Annotated in this window: 13 protein-coding genes; 12 read left to right on the top strand and 1 reads right to left on the bottom strand. The window is 70.2% G+C overall.

All coding sequences use genetic code 11. From position 1 onward, the window contains the following. Window positions 1–229 precede the first annotated feature (229 nt). The 11 genes from ABZW96_RS29500 (at window position 230) to ABZW96_RS29450 (ending at window position 15,098) form a co-directional block, all read left to right on the top strand. Window positions 230–3,217 (top strand): AAA family ATPase, encoded by a 2,988-nt coding sequence (locus ABZW96_RS29500; protein ID WP_355078888.1) that lies wholly within the window; start codon window positions 230–232, stop codon window positions 3,215–3,217. Window positions 3,218–3,404: 187 nt separating this feature from the next. Further along, a complete protein-coding gene (locus tag ABZW96_RS29495; RefSeq protein WP_355078887.1) occupies window positions 3,405–5,198 on the top strand; it encodes an acyl-CoA dehydrogenase in 1,794 nt (597 codons plus the stop codon). 46 nt (window positions 5,199–5,244) lie between these two features. Beyond that, complete coding sequence (locus ABZW96_RS29490; protein ID WP_355078886.1) at window positions 5,245–5,856, top strand: QsdR family transcriptional regulator; 612 nt, start codon at window positions 5,245–5,247, stop codon at window positions 5,854–5,856. Next, window positions 5,853–6,848, top strand: coding sequence for a pyridoxal-phosphate dependent enzyme (locus ABZW96_RS29485; RefSeq protein WP_355078885.1), 996 nt, complete (start codon window positions 5,853–5,855; stop codon window positions 6,846–6,848). The genes ABZW96_RS29490 and ABZW96_RS29485 overlap by 4 nt, the downstream gene beginning before the upstream one ends. A gap of 206 nt (window positions 6,849–7,054) precedes the next feature. Continuing rightward, window positions 7,055–7,840: a GntR family transcriptional regulator gene (locus ABZW96_RS29480; protein ID WP_355078884.1), complete on the top strand. Its 786-nt coding sequence runs from the start codon at window positions 7,055–7,057 to the stop codon at window positions 7,838–7,840. Then, window positions 7,841–8,068, top strand: coding sequence for a ferredoxin family protein (locus ABZW96_RS29475; RefSeq protein ID WP_039797742.1), 228 nt, complete (start codon window positions 7,841–7,843; stop codon window positions 8,066–8,068). Between the two features lie 12 nt (window positions 8,069–8,080). Beyond that, entirely contained in the window at window positions 8,081–9,508 is a 1,428-nt protein-coding gene (locus ABZW96_RS29470; protein WP_355078883.1) for an ABC transporter substrate-binding protein, read from the top strand. After that, complete coding sequence (locus tag ABZW96_RS29465) at window positions 9,505–10,365, top strand: ABC transporter permease (protein WP_355078882.1); 861 nt, start codon at window positions 9,505–9,507, stop codon at window positions 10,363–10,365. The genes ABZW96_RS29470 and ABZW96_RS29465 overlap by 4 nt, the downstream gene beginning before the upstream one ends. Continuing rightward, window positions 10,362–11,102 carry an ABC transporter ATP-binding protein gene (locus tag ABZW96_RS29460; protein WP_355078881.1) on the top strand — a complete coding sequence of 247 codons (741 nt, stop codon included), beginning with the start codon at window positions 10,362–10,364 and terminating at the stop codon, window positions 11,100–11,102. Before ABZW96_RS29465 ends, ABZW96_RS29460 begins: the two co-directional genes overlap by 4 nt. Next, window positions 11,099–13,810 (top strand): fumarate reductase/succinate dehydrogenase flavoprotein subunit, encoded by a 2,712-nt coding sequence (locus tag ABZW96_RS29455; protein ID WP_355078880.1) that lies wholly within the window; start codon window positions 11,099–11,101, stop codon window positions 13,808–13,810. The genes ABZW96_RS29460 and ABZW96_RS29455 overlap by 4 nt, the downstream gene beginning before the upstream one ends. 142 nt (window positions 13,811–13,952) lie before the next feature. Then, complete coding sequence (locus ABZW96_RS29450) at window positions 13,953–15,098, top strand: MarP family serine protease (protein ID WP_355078879.1); 1,146 nt, start codon at window positions 13,953–13,955, stop codon at window positions 15,096–15,098. A gap of 7 nt (window positions 15,099–15,105) precedes the next feature. On the opposite strand, the gene ABZW96_RS29445 is transcribed toward ABZW96_RS29450, so the two are convergent. After that, window positions 15,106–15,690, bottom strand: a complete 585-nt coding sequence (locus ABZW96_RS29445) for an NAD(P)H-binding protein (protein WP_355078878.1) — start codon at window positions 15,688–15,690, stop codon at window positions 15,106–15,108. Between the two features lie 676 nt (window positions 15,691–16,366). On the opposite strand from ABZW96_RS29445, the gene ABZW96_RS29440 reads away from it, so the two are divergent. Next, the gene (locus tag ABZW96_RS29440) at window positions 16,367–18,247 is read left to right on the top strand and encodes an ABC transporter ATP-binding protein (RefSeq protein WP_355078877.1); all 1,881 of its coding nucleotides are present in this window, start codon (window positions 16,367–16,369) and stop codon (window positions 18,245–18,247) included. Window positions 18,248–18,255 lie beyond the last annotated feature (8 nt).

Below are 18,255 nucleotides of genomic sequence, written 5' to 3'. Positions count from 1 at the left end.
GAATCCCGAGAAATCACTATTTCCGCGCTTGCCCAGCCCACCGACGAGTAACGCAGAACCCGGACCGTACCACTATGGCCACGAACCCGGCGGCGCGCTGGTCGCGCCGAGGCCCCCCCGGTCTCGAGTTCGCGAGTGGCACACCACTGCGGCATCGGCCGAGAAGACCTCTCGATGGTGTGCCACTCGCGAACTGGCGTCGAGCGCGCGGTGCGGGCATGATCGCGCCGTGGTCAGCCTTCCGGTGTGCGGCGCGTTTGTGGGGCGGGCCGCTGAGCTCGCGGCGTTGCAGAATGCCTATCGGGACCCGGCGGTGCATACCGTGCTGGTCGGGGGTGAAGCGGGTCTCGGCAAGTCGCGGTTGGTCGCGGAGTTCCGGACGCGGCTCGGGGCTCGTACGGTAGTGGCGTACGGAAGGTGCCCGGAATTCGGCGCTAAAGGGGTGCCGTTCACGCCGTTCGTCGCGGTCATGCGCACACTGCTGCGTGACCAGGGCGTGGAGGCGCTCGCGACGCTGCTCCCAGTGCGACCGGCGCTGGCGCGCTGGCTTCCGGAACTGGCGGCGCGGTCGGGCGCGGCGGAGGCCGACACCGACAGGATCCGGTTGTTCGGCGAGATCCTCACCGTGCTGGAACAATTCTCGATGACCAAGCCGCTGTTGGTGGTGCTGGAAGATCTGCACTGGGCCGACGACGCCAGCCTGGAATTGCTCGCCTTCCTGGTGGCCAACATCGCCGAAGGCGATCTGTTCTTGGTCGGCACCCACCGGCCTGCCGATTCCGAGCCGTTGCGCAAGCTGATCGCGAGCCTGCGCCGAGACCCGAGTGTCCGCTTGCTGAATCCAGCACCGCTGACCAGGCACGAGGTCGGCAGGCAATTGGCCGCGCTGCGCGGCAGGGAGCCGGAGCCAGGGACCATCGGGCGGATCTTCCAGCGCAGCACGGGAATTCCGCTGTACGTCGAGGCACTCGATCCCGCACCGGAGGACACGCCCGCCGAGCTGTCGGAGCTGTTGCTCGATCACCTGTCCGACCTACCCGATCAGGCCGCGTCGGTGCTGCGGCTCGCGGCGGTGGCCGGGTCACCGGTCCGGCACACCCTGCTGGCGGCCGCCTCCGACCTCCCCGAGGGAGCGCTCGCCACAGCACTGCGTCAGCTGGTCGACCAGCGGCTCCTGCTTTCCACCGACACCGGCTACCAGTTCCGGCACGTTCTCATCCGCGATGCCGTCTACGAACACCTCCTACCGGCGGAGCGAAAAGCGCTGCACAGCAGACTTTCCCAAGCCCTGGCTACCCGGCGAAGGAAGCCGGGCGCGGACCGATGCCCGGCCGCCGAACTGGCCTACCACGCGTATGCCGCCGGAGACCTGCCGCTGGCATTCGAAGCCGCGTGGGACGCCGCGGCGGAGGCGGAAAGGGTGAGCGCGCATCGCGATCAGGTGCGCCACCTGGACCGGGTGCTCGATTCGTGGGATCGCGTACCGGATGCGGCGCGACGGGTGGACGCCGATCGGCTCGACGTCTTGGCAGCGCTCGTGGCCGCGTGTCATCGCGGCGGCGTCGTCGAGCGCGGGATCGCAGCGGCGGACGAGGCGCTGGCCACCATCGATGCGGGGACCGACCCGGAGCGTGCCGCGCGCCTGCATTACTACCGCGCCGGACTGCGCAATCAGAGCAGCGGCGGCGGCGAAGACGATCTGCTCGCGGCGCTGACCTATCTTCCTTCGGACCAGCCGACCCTGCTACGCGGTGAAATCCTCGCCGAACTCGCCGCGGTGCGGGTGTTCAGCGGCGCGACGGCGGCCGAGAACGACGCGCGCGACGCCGTCGAGGTAGCCGAACAGTTACGTGGTGACCCGCCCGTCGACGACACCTCGCCGGTCATGGCATCGGCGCTCCGCGCGCCGGGCGCGGTCGCGACGAACCCGGGCGGGGGCGTCGAAGCGGAGGACACGGACGCCGCGAGGCACCGACGGCGTTCGAGCGACCCTCGCGAGGACCGGAGCGCCGCGTCGCTGGCCGCGCGTGCCCACGCCTATCTCGGGCTGGCCACCGCGAACCGTCCCGACGCCGCCATGACCCATTTCGAGCGGGCGCATGCCGCCGCTGAGGCCGCGGGAGATCCGGGCACCTTGCTGACCGTGGTGCTGTGGGAGACGGCGCTGCTGGTCTCGGCAGGCGCCGACGAAGCGGCCATCACGGCGATCCAGCAGGGGCTGCGCGCCGCGCACGAGAGTTACCGATTCGCCGAGGCCGCGCCGATCCTGCTGGTCAAGTGGGCGCAGGCGCTCACAGCGCTGGGCCGCTGGAACGAAGCGTTGGATCTGATCGACGAATCGCTCACCGAGCAGTTGCCCCCGTTGAGCACCGCGGCGCTGCTGCTGTGTCACGCGCGGATCATGCTGGCGCGTGGGGACGACCAGGCCGCGGCGGCGAGCGCGGCGACCGCGCGACCCTTGCTCGGGAATCGGCGCTGGGCCAGGCAATATCAGATCCTGCTGCACACCGTGCAGACCGAGATCGCGCACGCGGCGGGCAATCCGCAGCGCGCCGCCGAGATCGGCGCAGCGACGCTGACCGCGGACGATCTGGTCGCGCACCCGCACGAGGCATGGGCACTGGCCGAGGCCATCGCCAGGACCCGCTGCGCGCCGATGGTCCTCGACTCCGCTGTCGCCAAGCTGCCGGTGACCACCGCGGTCGACGCCGCGTACCGGAATTCCTGCCACGCGGTGCGCAGCGGCCGTCCCGCCGACTGGGCCGCGGCGGCTTCCTCCTGGCGAGCCCTGGGTCGGCCGTACGAGCTGGCGCGCGGCCTGCTCGAATCCGGCCGCGCGGAATTGGCCGCGGGTGATCGCGCGGCGACACGCGACGCACTGCGGGCGGTCCTCGGGCTGGCGGACGAGTTGGCGGCGGCGCCACTCGCCGAGCAAGCCGGACAGCTGGCCCACCGCGCCGGGATCGACCTGGCCGAAGCCGGGAACCGGCCCGCGCCTGCCCGGTCGGCGAGCGCCTCGGGCCTGACCCCGCGTGAACTCGACGTCCTACGCCTGGTGGCCACAGGCGCGAGCAACCGGCAGATCGCGGCCGAGTTGTTCATCAGCGCCAACACCGCGGGAGTGCACGTCTCGCGAATCCTCACCAAGCTCGGGGCGTCCAGCAGAACCGAGGCGGCCGCGATCGCGCGAGAACGCGGATTGCTCGTCTCCGGATGACGACCACCGGCGGACGACCGAAGTGGAAGCGGGGACGATCCGCCTGGTGGGCGCGTCGGCGAGGACATCGTCGACAGCCGGTCCGGCGTCGCACCCGGATACACATTCGGCAGGGACTACCGGTCCCGCACCCGCCCACCGGCCCGTAAGATACAGTAAGTCGAACATGTCTCGAAAGGACTGACTGATGCGGTCGACCTTGTTGTCCCGGCGCGATCTCGAGTTCCTGCTCTACGAGTGGCTGGACGTCGAAGCGCTCACCAAACGCGAGCGGTACGCCGAGCACTCGCGGGAGACCTTCGACGCCGTGCTCGAGCTCAGCGAGCAGCTGGCCACCAAGTATTTCGCGCCGCACAACAAGCTCAACGACGCCAACGAACCCACCTTCGACGGCGAGCGCGTGACCATCATCCCGGAGGTCGGCCAGGCGCTGGCCGCCTTCGCGAAGGCCGGCCTGCCTTCGGCCGCAATGGATTACGAACTGGGCGGCGCCCAGCTGCCCGCTACGGTCGCGCAGGCGAGCTACGCCTGGTTCCAGGCGGCCAACCCGGGTACCGCGGGCTACCCGTTCCTCACGGTGGCCAACGCGAATCTGCTCCTCGCCCACGGCCCGGAACACGTCGAGAAGTTCGTGAAGCCCATGCTCGCGGGCCGCTTCTTCGGCACCATGTGCCTGTCGGAGCCGCAGGCCGGTTCCTCGCTCGCCGACATCGTCACCCGCGCCGAACCGCAGGGCGACGGCACGTATCGCCTGTTCGGCACCAAGATGTGGATCTCGGGCGGCGATCACGAACTCGGCGAGAACATCGTGCACCTGGTGCTGGCCAAGATCCCCGGCGGCCCCGCGGGCACGAAGGGCATCTCGCTGTTCGTGGTGCCCCGGTTCCTGGTCGGCGACGACGGCGCGATCGGTGAGCGCAACGACGTCGCTCTGGCCGGGCTCAACCACAAGATGGGCTACCGCGGCACGGTCAACACCGTGCTGAACTTCGGCGAGGGCCGCTGGACGCCCGGTGGCGCGCCCGGCGCGATCGGCTACCTGGTCGGCGAGCCGCAACGCGGACTGACCTACATGTTCCACATGATGAACGAGGCGCGCATCGGCGTCGGCCTGGTCGCCACCGCCCTCGGCTACACCGGATACCTCGAGTCGCTCGACTACGCCCGCACGCGCACCCAGGGCCGGGCCAAGCTCCCCGCCGACCCGTCCGCGCCGCAGCGGCCGATCATCGAGCACGCCGATGTGAAGCGGATGCTGCTGGCCCAGAAGTCCTATGCCGAAGGCGCGTTGGCGCTGGTGCTCTACTGCGCGCAGTTGGTCGACGAGCAGCGCACCGCCGAATCCGAGGACGACCGCCGCGCGGTCACCCTGCTGCTGGATATCCTGACCCCGATCGCCAAGAGCTGGCCCTCACAGTGGTGCCTGGAGGCCAACAGCCTCGCCATCCAGGTACTCGGCGGCTACGGCTATACCCGCGAATACAACGTCGAGCAGCACTACCGGGACAACCGGCTCAACCCGATCCACGAGGGCACGCACGGCATCCAGGGCCTGGACCTGCTGGGACGCAAGGTGACCCAGCAGGGTGGCGCGAGCCTGCTCGCGCTCGGGGCCCGGGTGGACGCGACCATCACCGCCGCGCGCGCGGCCGGCGGCGAGGCCGCCGAGCTTGCCGCTCAACTCGATTCGGCGTGGCGGCGTCTGGTCGAGGTGACCGCGGGACTGTTCGCCTCCGGCGACATCGAAGCCGCGCTGGCCAACAGCTCGGTGTACCTGGAAGCGTTCGGGCACACCGTACTGGCCTGGATCTGGCTGGAGCAGTTCCTCGCCACCGCGGACCGGTCCGGTGATTTCTACGATGGCAAGCGGCACGCGGCCCGGTTCTTCTATCGTTTCGAATTACCCAAGACCGCACCGGCGCTGGATCTGCTCGCCACCTTGGATACGACCACCTTGCAGATGCGGGACGAGTGGTTCTGAGCACGGCGCGTTTCGATACATGTTCTAAAAGATGTACCATTCCGCGGTGATCGATTCCAGTCAGCGGACCACCCGTCCTCCCGGCCGCCCGGCCTCCGCGACCAGGGAACAGGTCATCGAGCATGCTCGCAGGGCGTTCCTGTCCGGCGAGCGCGTGGACATCCAGGCGATCGCCGGGCAGCTCGGACTCAGCCGCGCCTCGGTCTACCGCTGGTTCGGCTCCCGCGACGGAGTGCTCGGTGCCGTTCTGGCCGGCGAGTTCGAGGCGTTGCTCACCCGCGCCGACGCCCGTCGCCGCTCCACCGGCGCGCGACGCATCCTGGACGTGCTCTACCGGGTCAACCGCTGGATGACCGACAACGAGCCGTTCCGGCGCTACTTCGAGAACGAGCCGCTGTCCGGCCTGCGCATCCTCACCGCGAGCGACGGGCCGGTACAGCCGCTGGTCGTCGGCACCGTCCAGGAGTTGATCGCGCGCGCCGCCGAAGAGGACGGATACGATCCGCCGCTGGAACCCGCGCTGCTGGCCTACGCGCTCGTCCGGCTCGGTGAGGCGTTCCTGTACAACGACAACGTCGCGGGCATTCGCGGCGACATCGACCGGCTGCACGAGGTACAGGCGGCGCTGCTGGGCATCCCCAACGCGATCACACCGTGACCGGGGCGCTGCTGCACCAGCGTTTTCCCGAGGTGGCCGACACCTTGCCGTTCGTCCGCCTCGGCACCGCTCCGACTCCCGTCGGCCGGTGCGACCTCGGCACCACGGCCCAGCTGTGGTGCAAGGACGAAAGCGGATACGGCGACGGCGAATGGGGCGGCAACAAGGTCCGCAAGCTGGAGTGGCTGCTGCCGGAGGCACGGCGACGGGGCGCGCGCACCATCCTCACGGTGGGCGGCACCGGAACAAACTGGGGGCTCGCCACCGCCCTGTACGGCCGCGCCCAGGGCATCGATACCGAGCTCGCCCTGGTGGACCAGCCGGTCGACGACCACGTGCGCGCGCAACTGCGGCGGCTGGAGAAATCAGGCGCCGCTCTGCATTTCACGCACACCAAACTGCGCACGATCCTCGCGGCGCCCTGGCTGTATCTGCGACGCGTGCGGGGCGGCACGCGTCCGTACTTCCTGCCTGCGGGCGGGTCGTCGCCGGTCGGAGCCCTGGGTTACGTCGAGGTGGCGTGCGAACTCGCGGCACAGATCGCGGCGGGTGAGCTGCCCGAGCCGGGGCACATCGTCACCGCGGTCGGATCCGGCGGCACCGCCGCGGGCCTCGCACTCGGCCTGCGCCTGGCCGGGCTGCGCACGCGCGTGGTCGGAGTCGTCGTCAACGACACGCTCCCCCTCGACGCGAAGCACATCGTCCGGCTCGCCGGACGGACCGAGCGTCTGCTCCGCGCCCGCGGAGCGCGCTTCGCGCCGACCGGGCTGCGGCCGGAGGACCTCACGCTGACCATCGAATGGCTCGGCCCCGGCTACGGCCACACCACGCCCGCCGCCGTGGATGCCGCGCAGCGCGCCGAACGGGCCGGGCTGCACCTGGAGACCGTCTACACCGCCAAAGCGCTCGCGGCGCTGCTCGCTCTGGATCGCGCGGGCTTCTTCGGCGCCGGACCGGCGCTGTTCCTCAATACCTACGGTCCGCGACCGTAGATCCGTGCGACGCGGCCCGCAGGACCCTGCTTTCGAATCGCTGTGATCCGAATTCGGCCACCGGAACCCGACGTGGCGTATTAGCCGGACGGCCGCGCATATCGCCAGGTCGGGCGGCGAGGCTCCCGGCGCAATAACATCCCCTGATTTCTCCCGGCGACGACGCGGGAAAGCGCGCGACCACAACCACACTATCGTCGCTATTCGTGCAGGTCAGCGATAGAAAGGCGGAGACGGTGGCAGCGGAACCCACGCCGGTGCGGCAGTTGCGCGCCGATCAAGCGCGGCGGGTGGCCGACATCTTGCGCCACCAGTTGCACGCGGGCGCGTTCGAGAACGCGCTGCCCAGCGAACAGGAACTCGCCGCCGAGTACGGCGCCTCCCGCAACACCGTGCGCGACGCCTTGGCGCTGTTGAAGGACGAGGGCTTGATCGACCGGGCGCCGAAAGTGGGCACCCGGGTGGCCACCCGCAAGTACGACCACGGGCTCGACGCTCTGCTCGGGCTGCAGGAGACCTTCAAGGGCCACGGCACCGTGCGCAACGAGGTGCGCGCGGCGATGCACGTCGCCGCGCCGCCCGCCGTCGCGCGCAGGCTCGGTCTCGCGCCCGGCGAGCGCGTGGTCTATCTGGAGCGCCTGCGCTACCTGGCGGATCTGCCGCTGAGCCTCGACCTCACCTACCTCGTGCCCGACATCGGCACCGAGGTACTCGGCCACGACCTCGAGCACACCGACGTCTTCGTGCTGCTGGAACGCATCAGCGGCCAGTCGCTCGGCTCGGCCGACCTCGCCCTCGAAGCGGTGCCCGCAGATCCGCACACCGCCTCCACCCTCGACGTCCCCGGCGGCGCGCCGCTGCTGATGCTGGAACGACTGACCCGGCTCGACGACGGCCGTCCGGTCGATCTGGAGTACATCCGCATGCGCGGCGACCGCATCACCATGCGCGGCAGCCTGACCCGCAGCACACCCGAATGGAAGGTCCTCTAGATGGCACTCGTCAACCAGCGCGCCGACATCCCCGTCACCATCGACGAGTCGCTGTGCATCCAGGGGTGCACGCTGTGCGTCGAGATCTGCCCGCTCGACTCGCTGGCCATCAACCCCGAGAACGGCAAAGCCTTCATGCACGTGGACGAGTGCTGGTACTGCGGTCCCTGCGCGGCCCGCTGCCCCACCGGCGCCGTCACCGTCAACATGCCCTACCTGCTCCGCTGATCTGGAAGACCGATGAAAGTGAAACTCGCCCCCGTCCTGCTCGCCGCCGCGCTCGCGTTGACCGGGTGCTCGCTGGAGCAGTCCGACGACACCCCCGCCGGCGCCGTCAAGGTGGTCGTCGGCTACCAGTCCAAGACCATCAACACCGTCACCGCGGGCACCTTGCTGCGCGCGCAGGGCTACCTCGAGCAGCGGCTACAGAAGATCACCGACAACGGTGGGGCGAAGTACCAGGTCGAGTGGCAGGACTACGACACCGGCGCGCCGATCACCGCGCAGATGGTGGCCGAGAAGATCGACATCGGCTCCATGGGCGACTACCCGTTGCTGATCAACGGCTCTCGCACCCAGGTCAACGAGCGCGCGCGGACCGAACTGGTGTCGGTCACCGGGTACAACCCCAAGGGCGCGCTGAACATGGTCGTCGTGCCGAACGATTCGGCGGCCACCAGCATCGGCGACCTGGCGGGCCAGAAGATCTCGGCCAGCGTGGGCTCGGCCGGGCACGGCACGCTGGTGCAGGCGCTGTCCCGGGCGGGCATCGATCCGGCCAAGGGCGTGGAAGTGCTCAACCAGCAGCCGCAGGTCGGCGCGACCGCCCTGGAATCCCACCAAGTGGGCGCACTGTCCCAGTTCGTCGCGTGGCCCGGTCTGGTCGTCTTCCAGAACAAGGCCAAGCTGCTCTACGACGGCGCCGAACTCGGCGTGCCGACCTTCCACGGCGTGGTGGCGCGGCGCGCGTACGCCGCCGATCACCCTGAGGTCTTGCAGGCGTTCCTGGCCGCGCAGTTGGATGCCACCCAGTTCCTGCAGGAGAAGCCGTTCGAAGCCGCCAAGATCGTCGCCGACGGGTCCGGACTGCCGCAGGAGGTGGTGTATCTCTACAACGGTCCCGGCGGAACGAGTTTCGACACCACGCTCAAGTCGAGCCTGGTCAACGCGCTCAAAGGCGATGTGGCCTACCTGAAGTCGATCGGCGACTTCGCCGACCTCGACATCGATCGGTTCGTCGACGACGGGCCGCTGCGCAAGGCGTACACGGAGACCGGACGCGGCGACTACGACCGCGACCTGGCCGCCACCGCCAACCCGACCCGGGTCACCGGCGCCGACCCGGTCTGCGGCAAAGCGGCGGAGAACCCCGCGCTGGCCGGCGAACTGTGGGTGGACGGCGCGGCGAAGCCGCAACCGGCCGCGGACCCGACCTGCCTGCTGCGCGCCGTCCAGGCCGCGAAAGCGCAGGGCCGGACGATCCGCGCCGCCTACGTCCCGGACACCGAACTCGGCACCCGCTGGTTCGCCGACAAGTCGATCTGGTTGCGCGACGGCGCCGCCTACCTGCCCTTCACCACCACCGCGGCCGCGCAGCGCTACCGGCAGGCGCACCCGTCCGCCACGCCGGTCGGCTACGACCAGGCCGTCACGGAAGTACGCGGATGACCAGCGAACTGGCCGCACCGGCGGTGCGGGCCGCGGCCGAACCCGCCGCCACCCGATCGGCGGCCACGCCGGCGTTGCGATCGGCCTGGCGCTCGCGCCTGCTGCGGGTGGGCTCGGTCGCCGCCGCGGTCGGACTGTGGCAGCTGCTCACGGTCAACAACGTGCGGGCGGCGGGCCTGCGGTTCGACACCCTGCCGACTGTCACCGAGATCGTCGCCGAATTCGGCACGCAGTTGCGCTCCGATCAGTACTACCTGGACATCGCGCAGTCGCTGATCCGGATCGTCACCGGCTTCGGGCTGGCCGCGGTCATCGGCGTGATCGCGGGCATCGGACTGGGCCGGTCGCGGCTGCTCGCCGACACCTTCGGCCCGCTGGCCGAACTCGTCCGTCCGATCCCGGCCATCGCCCTGGTGCCGGTCGCGATCCTGCTGTTCCCCAGCGACGAGTCCGGCATCGTGTTCATCACGTTCACCGCGTCGCTGTTCCCGGTGCTGGTCAGCACCAGGCACGCGGTGCGCGCACTGCCCACGATCTGGGAGGACGCGGTCCGCACGCTGGGCGCGTCCCGGCTGGACGTGCTCACCCGCGTGGTGTTCCCCGGCATCCTGCCCGGCGTCTTCAGCGGGTTGTCGGTCGGCGTCGGCGTGGCGTGGATCTGTCTCATCTCCGCGGAGATGATCTCCGGACGCCTCGGCGTCGGCTACCGCACCTGGCAGGCCTACACCATCGTCGACTATCCGGGGGTGTTCGTCGGCATGATCACCATCGGCGTCCTCGGTTTCGCGACATCGGGGCTGGTCGAACTGGCCGGCCGCCGCATCACCCGCTGGCTGCCCAGGGAGGTCGAAGCATGACCACAGTGATCGACGCACCGGCATCGACCGGAATGGCCTTGAGTCTCAGCGGTGTCCGCATCGCCTATAGCGGCGAGCCGGTGCTCGACGGGCTGAACCTGTCCATCGCGCCGGGCGAAATCCTCGTCGTGGTCGGCAAATCCGGCTGCGGCAAGTCGACGTTGCTGCGCGCGGTCGCCGGACTGCGGCGGCCGGAGGACGGAGCCATCCTGGCCGACGGCGACCACGTCACCGGACCCGCGGCCGACCGCGCCTTGGTGTTCCAGGACGACGCGCTGCTGCCGTGGCGCACCGTGCGGCAGAACATCGAACTCGCCTTGCGCCTGCGCGGCACACCGCGAGCCCAGCGGCGGGCCACCGCCCTGCACTGGGTGGACGAGGTCGGGCTCACCGGCTACGCCGACTACCTGCCGCGCGACCTGTCCGGCGGCATGCGCCAGCGCGTCCAGCTCGCGCGCAGCCTGGCCGCCGCGCCGCGCGCCGTGCTGATGGACGAGCCCTTCGGCGCACTGGACACCCAGACCAGGGAAACCATGCAGCGCCTGCTGATCCAGACCTGGCGCGCCCACCCCACCACCATCGTCTTCGTCACCCACGACCTCGACGAGGCCCTGCTGCTCGGCGACCGCATCGCCGTGCTCGGCGGCGGCACGCTGCGGGCGCTGGTGCCGGTGCCCAGCCCGAGGGACGCGATCGACCGGGCCGCGACGAAGGCCGAGATCCTGGAGAAACTGTGAACATTCCGCCGCTATCGGAACGGATCCGGCTGGACTGCGACGTGCTCGTCATCGGCGGCGGCACGGCGGGCACGATGGCCGCGCTCACCGCCGCCGAGCAGGGCGCGAACGTGTTGCTGCTGGAGAAGGCGCATGTGCGGCACTCCGGCGCGCTGGCCATGGGCATGGACGGCGTGAACAACGCCGTGATCCCGGGCAAGGCCGAGCCGGAGGACTACGTCGCCGAGATCACCCGCGCCAACGACGGCATCGTCGACCAGCGCACGATCTACCAGACCGCGACGCGCGGCTTCGCCATGGTGCAGCGGCTGGAACGCTACGGCGTGAAGTTCGAGAAGGACGAGTACGGCGAGTACGCCGTGCGCCGAGTGCACCGGTCCGGCTCGTACGTGCTGCCGATGCCCGAGGGCAAGGATGTCAAGAAAGCGCTGTATCGCGTCCTGCGCCAGCGCAAGATGCGCGAGAAGATCCGCATCGAGAACCGGCTCATGCCGGTGCGCGTGCTCACCGAGGACGGACGCGCCGTCGGCGCCGCCGCCCTGCACACCCGCACCGGCGAATTCGTTGCCGTCGGTGCGAAAGCCGTGATCCTGGCCACCGGGCCGTGCGGCAGGCTCGGGCTGCCCGCCAGCGGATACCTGTACGGCACCTACGAGAACCCGACCAACGCGGGTGACGGCTACTCGATGGCCTACCACGCCGGGGCCGAACTCAGCGGCATCGAATGCTTCCAGATCAACCCGCTGATCAAGGACTACAACGGCCCGGCCTGCGCCTACGTCGCCAATCCGTTCGGCGGCTACCAGGTCAACGCCGAAGGCGAACGCTTCGTCGACTCCGACTACTGGTCCGGCCAGATGATGGCCGAGGTCAAGCGCGAGATCGAATCCGCGCGCGGTCCCATCTACCTGAAGGTGTCGCACCTGCCCGACGAAACGCTGAGCACGCTCGAAGGGATCCTGCACACCACCGAGCGACCCACCCGAGGCACCTTCCACGCCAACCGCGGCCACGACTATCGAACCCACGACATCGAGATGCACATCTCCGAAATCGGTTTGTGCAGTGGCCATTCCGCCTCCGGGGTGTGGGTCGACGAGCACGCGCGCACCACGGTGCCCGGCTTGTACGCGGCGGGCGATCTGGCGTGCGTGCCGCACAACTACATGATCGGCGCGTTCGTCTTCGGCGATCTCGCCGGTGCGCACGCCGCGTCCACCCTGGACGAGGTCGCCGCGCCCGCCGAGTTGCCCGAGGACCAGCTGGCCGCCGCCCATGAGCTGATCTACCGGCCGCTGCGCCAGCAGGAGGGGCCGCCGCAACCGCAGGTGGAATACAAGCTGCGACGTTTCGTGAACGACTATGTCGCGCCGCCCAAGACGGCGACCAAGCTGGCCATCGCGGTGGAGACCTTCGACCGGATGCGCGGGGAGGTCGAGGGCATCGGCGCGCGCACCCCGCACGAGCTGATGCGCGCGGTGGAGGTGTCGTTCATCCGCGACTGCGCCGAGATGGCCGCCCGCAGCTCACTGACCAGGACCGAATCCCGTTGGGGCCTCTACCACGAGCGCGCCGACCTACCCGAACGCGACGATGTCGAATGGCGATACCACCTCAACCTGCGCAAGAACCCCGACGGAACCATGGCGTTCCTGAAACGGCCGGTGGCGCCGTACCTGGTTCCGGTGCCCGGGCTCGACGACCTGCCCTCGGCCGATGCCGAGGTGGTGCCGGTGCACCAGCCGCACCAGGTCGTCGGCCGTGCGCCGCACACCGGCGGCGGCGCTGAGCACGATCGCACCGCGGCCGGTTCACCAGCGCAGCCCGCCACTCCCCCGTCTCCCCGGCTCGTCGCGCTGCTCGCGCTCGACGAGCCCACTGTGGAGCAATTGTCCAGCTATCTCACCGATGCCGACGCGGGCGTGCGGGCCGCGGCGATCTCGGTGCTGACCGAGCACACCCCGGAGGGCTTCGCCACCGCCCTGGGCGACGCGCTGGACGACACGGCGGCCTCGGTCCGGCGCGCCGCCGCGGCCAGCCTGCGCGAACTCGTCGAGGTGTTGCCCTCGGCGGCAGGACTTTCCGACCGGCTCGGCTCGGCCGACCCCGTCGTGCGGTCCACGGTGATCGATCTGTTGCGCGCCCTGCGGGCAGGCGAACCCACGCACTACCGCGCGGCGTTGGCGGACAAGGATCATCGCGTCCGCATCGAGGCGGTCCGCGCGCTGGTCTCGCTGAACGATCGGGACGGCGTCGCCACCCTGGCCGCCGACGGCAACCGGGAAGTGCGGATCGCGGTCGCCCAAGGCCTGGCCGCCATCGGCGACGGCGGGGCCGAGGTGATCCGCCGCCTCGCCGACGACCAAGACCCTCTGGTCCGCGCCGCGGCCCTGACCGCGTTCGCGCAGCTGGGCGCCGAGCCCGCCGACGTCACCGCGCTGGCGGCCGCGCTGCGTCACTCGGCCTGGCAGATCCGGGTAGGTGCGGCGCGCGGGCTCGCGGGTGGCGACCCGGATCTCGCGGTGCCGATCCTGGCTGCGGCACTGCACGATCCGCATCTCGACGTCCGCAAGGCGGCGGTGCTGTCGCTGTCGGCGTGGCCGGACCTGCCCGCCGCGCACGACGCGCTGCGCGCCGCGATCGACGACACCGATGCCGACGTGCGCGCGTATGCCCGGCGAGCGCTGGCCACCCAGCCGACCGCCTAGCGCGGCGTGGTTGCCGCAGCTCGAATCGCTGATTAGATTAGCGGCTCGACCGTTGCCGACTCGTCGGCCGTGACACAGCCGGACGGCGACGGGGCGGCCGACGACGAATCCGTCGCCGTTGTCCACCAGCAGCGACGGGAGTATGGCGTTGACCTTGCCGAACTGGCTGGATCTCGCCGTGCTCACCACCGTCGTGGTGGCCGCGGTGCTCGGCTGGCGTCGCGGCGCGATCGTAGGGCTGCCCGGTTTCGCGGGCGCCTTGGCAGGAGCGATTCTCGGCGCGGCGCTCTCGGCCACGGTGTTCGGTCAGCTGGCTCCCGGCGCCGTGCGGCTCCTGCTCGCGCTGACGGTGGTCGCCGGGTTGGTCGCGTTCGGCGCGGTCGCCGGGAACCGGGCCGGACGAGCCGCACGCGCGACGGTGTCCGATCCCGTCGCGCAACGCGCCGACGCCGTCTGCGGATGTCTCGCCTACGCGCTCGCGGTGCCGCTGGTGGTGTGGCTGTTCGCCGCACCGCTGGAATCGTCCGCCCTGGTGCGTGATTCGACGACCGTGCGGACCGTCGACGACGTCGCGCCGTTCTGGCTGTCCGGACTGTCGGAGGTGCTCACCGGACCGATCGTGGACGCCGGGCTCGGCCGCCCGCTCGCGCCGCCCGATCCGGGCATCGTCGCGGGACCGATGCCCGCCGCACTGCGCCAGAGTGTGCTTCGCGTCCAGGATCTCGCGCCGACCTGCGGCGTGCGCCAGTCCGGCTCCGGATTCGTCATCGCGCCGGAGCGCGTGCTGACCAACGCGCACGTCGTCGCGGGCTCGAGCAAAGTGTCGGTCGACACCGCGGCCGGATCGCTCACCGCGACTGTGGTGCGGTTCGATCCGACCATGGACATCGCGGTGCTCGCCGTCCCCGGGCTCACCGCGCCCGCCCTGACTGTCGCGCCCGAACCGGCCGATCCCGGCGACGACGCGATCGCGCTCGGCTACCCCAGGGGCGGGTCCTACACCGCGTCCGCCACGCGGGTGCGCGGCCGGGCCCAACGCCAGGTGCGCGACATCTACCGCACCGGTGTCGGGGAACGCGAGATCTACACCTTGGACGGTTCGATCCAGCACGGCAATTCGGGCGGGCCACTGGTCGACCGCGACGGCCGGGTGCTGGGCATCGTGTTCGGTGTCGACGAGAACAACAGCAATGTCGGATTCGCCACGAGCCTGCCGGAAGTCCTCGACCGGCTCGACCACGGGTGGCGTTCCGACCGCCCGGTCGACACCGGCCCCTGCGCGTCCTGACCGCCGGTCAGGACGCGTCGGCGATGATCACCACACCGCTCGAGGCATCCAGCAGCGGAATGGTCCGCTCCGCGGCATCGTCGACATGCACGCGCGGGTGCGCGGGCAGCTCGGTCTCGTAGTAGGTGCCAGGACCGTAGAACTGGCCGTACTTCACCACCACGCCGTCGAAGTCCAGCACGGCCGCTTCGTGCTCCTGGATCACCGCGCCCCGGCCCGCGGGCGGCTCCCACGCGATACTCTGGGCGAGAAAGCGTTTCGCCCCGGCCGCCCGCGCGGCGGCGATCAAGTTACGGGTGCCCTCGGTACGGATGCGCGCGTTCGCCTCGGCCCGCTCCGGCAGCAGCGCCGCGTCGTCCGGCAGGTCCGTGAGCTGATGCATCACCATGTCGGGCCCGAACCCGACCACGGCGGCGGACAGGGCGTCGGCGTCGTACACATCGCACACCACGGGCTCGGCCCCCAGCGCCCGCAAAGGATCGGCCTTCCCCGCCGATCGGGTCATCCCCGCGACCTCGTGCCCCGCTTCGACCAACAGCGGAAGCAAGCGGACTCCGATAACGCCGGTCGCACCGGCCAAGAAGATGCGCACGGTGTTTATTTTGCAGCGCCTGCGGCGCTGCGTGTTCGCGGCCCCCTCATGGCTCGCGTCCGAGCGACCGCCGCTGGCGACTTCGTCGCGGACGCGGCGGCCACTCGGACGCGAGCCGGGCCGCGAACGGCGGATGCTCGGTCTCGCTTCGCTCGAAAGACGTGGTTGCGGTGCGCTGAGCGCGTTTGTATGTAAGCCCCTGACCCAGTGCGCGGGGTCGGGGCGGCGATTGTCAGGTTTGTCGGCAGGTGTGGCTCACCGGGGACCGGGTAGTCCTTTGGACCGACCGCTCGCAATAACCGCGATGTGGTCGCCACGAGATCACTTGTCGGCCCGACAAGAATCCTTCTCGAGTTCGACTTCAGAAGCTCGAAGGCCGTGCGGTCGTAGTCGCTGGTTCGCCGCATCGAGATCCGGACAGCGCCCTTGGGGAACCGGTGCCTCCGTGTTCCAGTTGGGCTATCCGCCCGTGCGGAACTGCTGCGCTTGTGCGCCCGATGCGTCAGTTCCGCGGACCTCAGCCCGCCCGGGGATGAGTGAGGGGCTCGGGCTGCGGTCGGTTTCGCCGTGGGCGGAAACACCGCCTGCCCGGAATCGACTTGAACTCAACCATTGTTGAGGTCTTAGTGTCGGTGGCCAGGTCTTGGATGGGGCGGGGAGCGAGAGGGAGAACAACGTGAGCATCGAATCCGTGGCGTGGAGCCAGATGTACCGGCGGGCGAACGCGCCACAGGAACAGCGCCCGTTCCGCCGCGCCACCGCAGGGCGCATCGTTCGGTTCGCCGCGCCGCACCGGCGGCGGATCGGCGCGTTCCTGCTGTTCAGCGTGATATCGGCGGTACTCGCCGTGGCCACGCCGGTGCTGGCGGGCCGGGTCGTCGACCACATAGTCGGCGGCGCTGCGCCGCGGGTGGTGGTCGTCCTCGCGGTGGTGATCGGCGTGCTCGCGGTGTTCGACGCCGGACTAGGGGTGGCGACCCGGTGGATGTCGGCGCGAATCGGGGAAGGGCTCATCCTCGACCTGCGCACCGCCGTGTTCGACCACGTGCAGAAGATGCCCGTCGCCTTCTTCACCCGAACCAGGACCGGCGCGCTGGTCAGCCGATTGAACAACGACGTCATCGGCGCCCAGCGCGCGTTCAGCGACACCCTGTCCGGCGTGGTGGCCAATCTGGTGACCCTCGTGTTGACCCTCGGGGTGATGATCAGCATCTCGTGGCAGATCACGTTGCTGGCGCTGGTGTTGCTTCCGGTATTCGTGCTGCCTGCGCGCCGGATGGGCAACCGCCTAGCCGATTTGCAGCGGGAAGCGGCCCGGCTGAACGCGGCGATGAGCACCCAGATGACCGAGCGGTTCTCCGCGCCGGGCGCGACGCTGGTCAAGCTGTTCGGTCGTCCGGAACAGGAGTCCGACGAATTCGCGCTGCGGGCCCGCCGGGTGCGGAACATCGGCGTGCGCACCGCGATGCTGCAAACGGTCTTCGTCACCTCGCTCACGCTGGTGTCCGCGCTGGCGATCGCCTTGGTGTACGGGCTCGGCGGCTGGTACGCGCTGCGCGGGCAATTGGACGCGGGCGCGGTGGTGTCGCTGTCGCTGCTGCTGACCAGGCTCTACACGCCGCTCACCGCGCTGGCCAGCGCCCGGATGGAGATCATGGCCGCGCTGGTGAGCTTCGAGCGCGTCTTCGAAGTACTCGACCTGAAGCCGCTGATCGAGGACGCGCCGGATGCGAAAACGGTGCCGGCGGGCCCGGTCGCGGTGGAGCTGGACGCGGTGCGCTTCGGCTACCCGTCGGCCGACAAGGTGTCGCTGGCCTCGCTGGAGGACGTGGCGAATCTGGACACCCGCGGCGGGGTGGAGGTGCTGCACGACGTGTCGCTGCGCGCCGAGCCCGGTCAGCTGATCGCGCTGGTCGGCTCGTCGGGCGCGGGCAAGTCGACCATCGCGCAGCTGGTCTCCCGCCTCTACGACGTAGACGCGGGCGCGGTGCGGTTGAACGGCGTGGACGTGCGCGAGCTGACCACCGGATCGATCCGCGACACGGTCGGGCTCGTCACCCAGGACGGACACCTGTTCCACGACACCATTCGCGCCAATCTGCTGCTCGCGCGGCCGGAGGCGACCGAGGACGAACTCTGGGACGCACTCCAGCGCGCCCGGCTGCGCGACTTGGTCGCGTCGCTACCGGACGGGCTGGAGACCGTGGTCGGCGAGCGCGGCTACCGGCTCTCCGGCGGTGAACGCCAGCGCCTGACCATCGCGCGCCTGCTGCTCAAGCAGCCGCGCGTGGTGATCCTGGACGAGGCGACCGCTTCGCTGGACTCGACCTCGGAAGCCGCCGTGCAGGAGGCGCTGTCCGAAGCGCTGGAGGGCCGGACCGCGCTGGTGATCGCACACCGGCTGTCCACCATCCGCGCCGCCGACCAGATCCTGGTTCTGGAAGACGGCCGGATCGTGGAACGCGGCACGCACCCCGAGCTGCTGAACGCCGATGGCCGCTACGCGGAGCTGTACCGGACGCAGTTCGCCGAGGAACCCGTCACGGCCGCGGCGTGATCCGTCGT

Origin of the sequence: Nocardia sp. NPDC004168, from assembly GCF_040610355.1 — a bacterium.
In the GTDB taxonomy this organism is placed as follows: domain Bacteria; phylum Actinomycetota; class Actinomycetes; order Mycobacteriales; family Mycobacteriaceae; genus Nocardia; species Nocardia sichangensis.
This window is presented reverse-complemented; position numbering and strand designations above follow the sequence as displayed.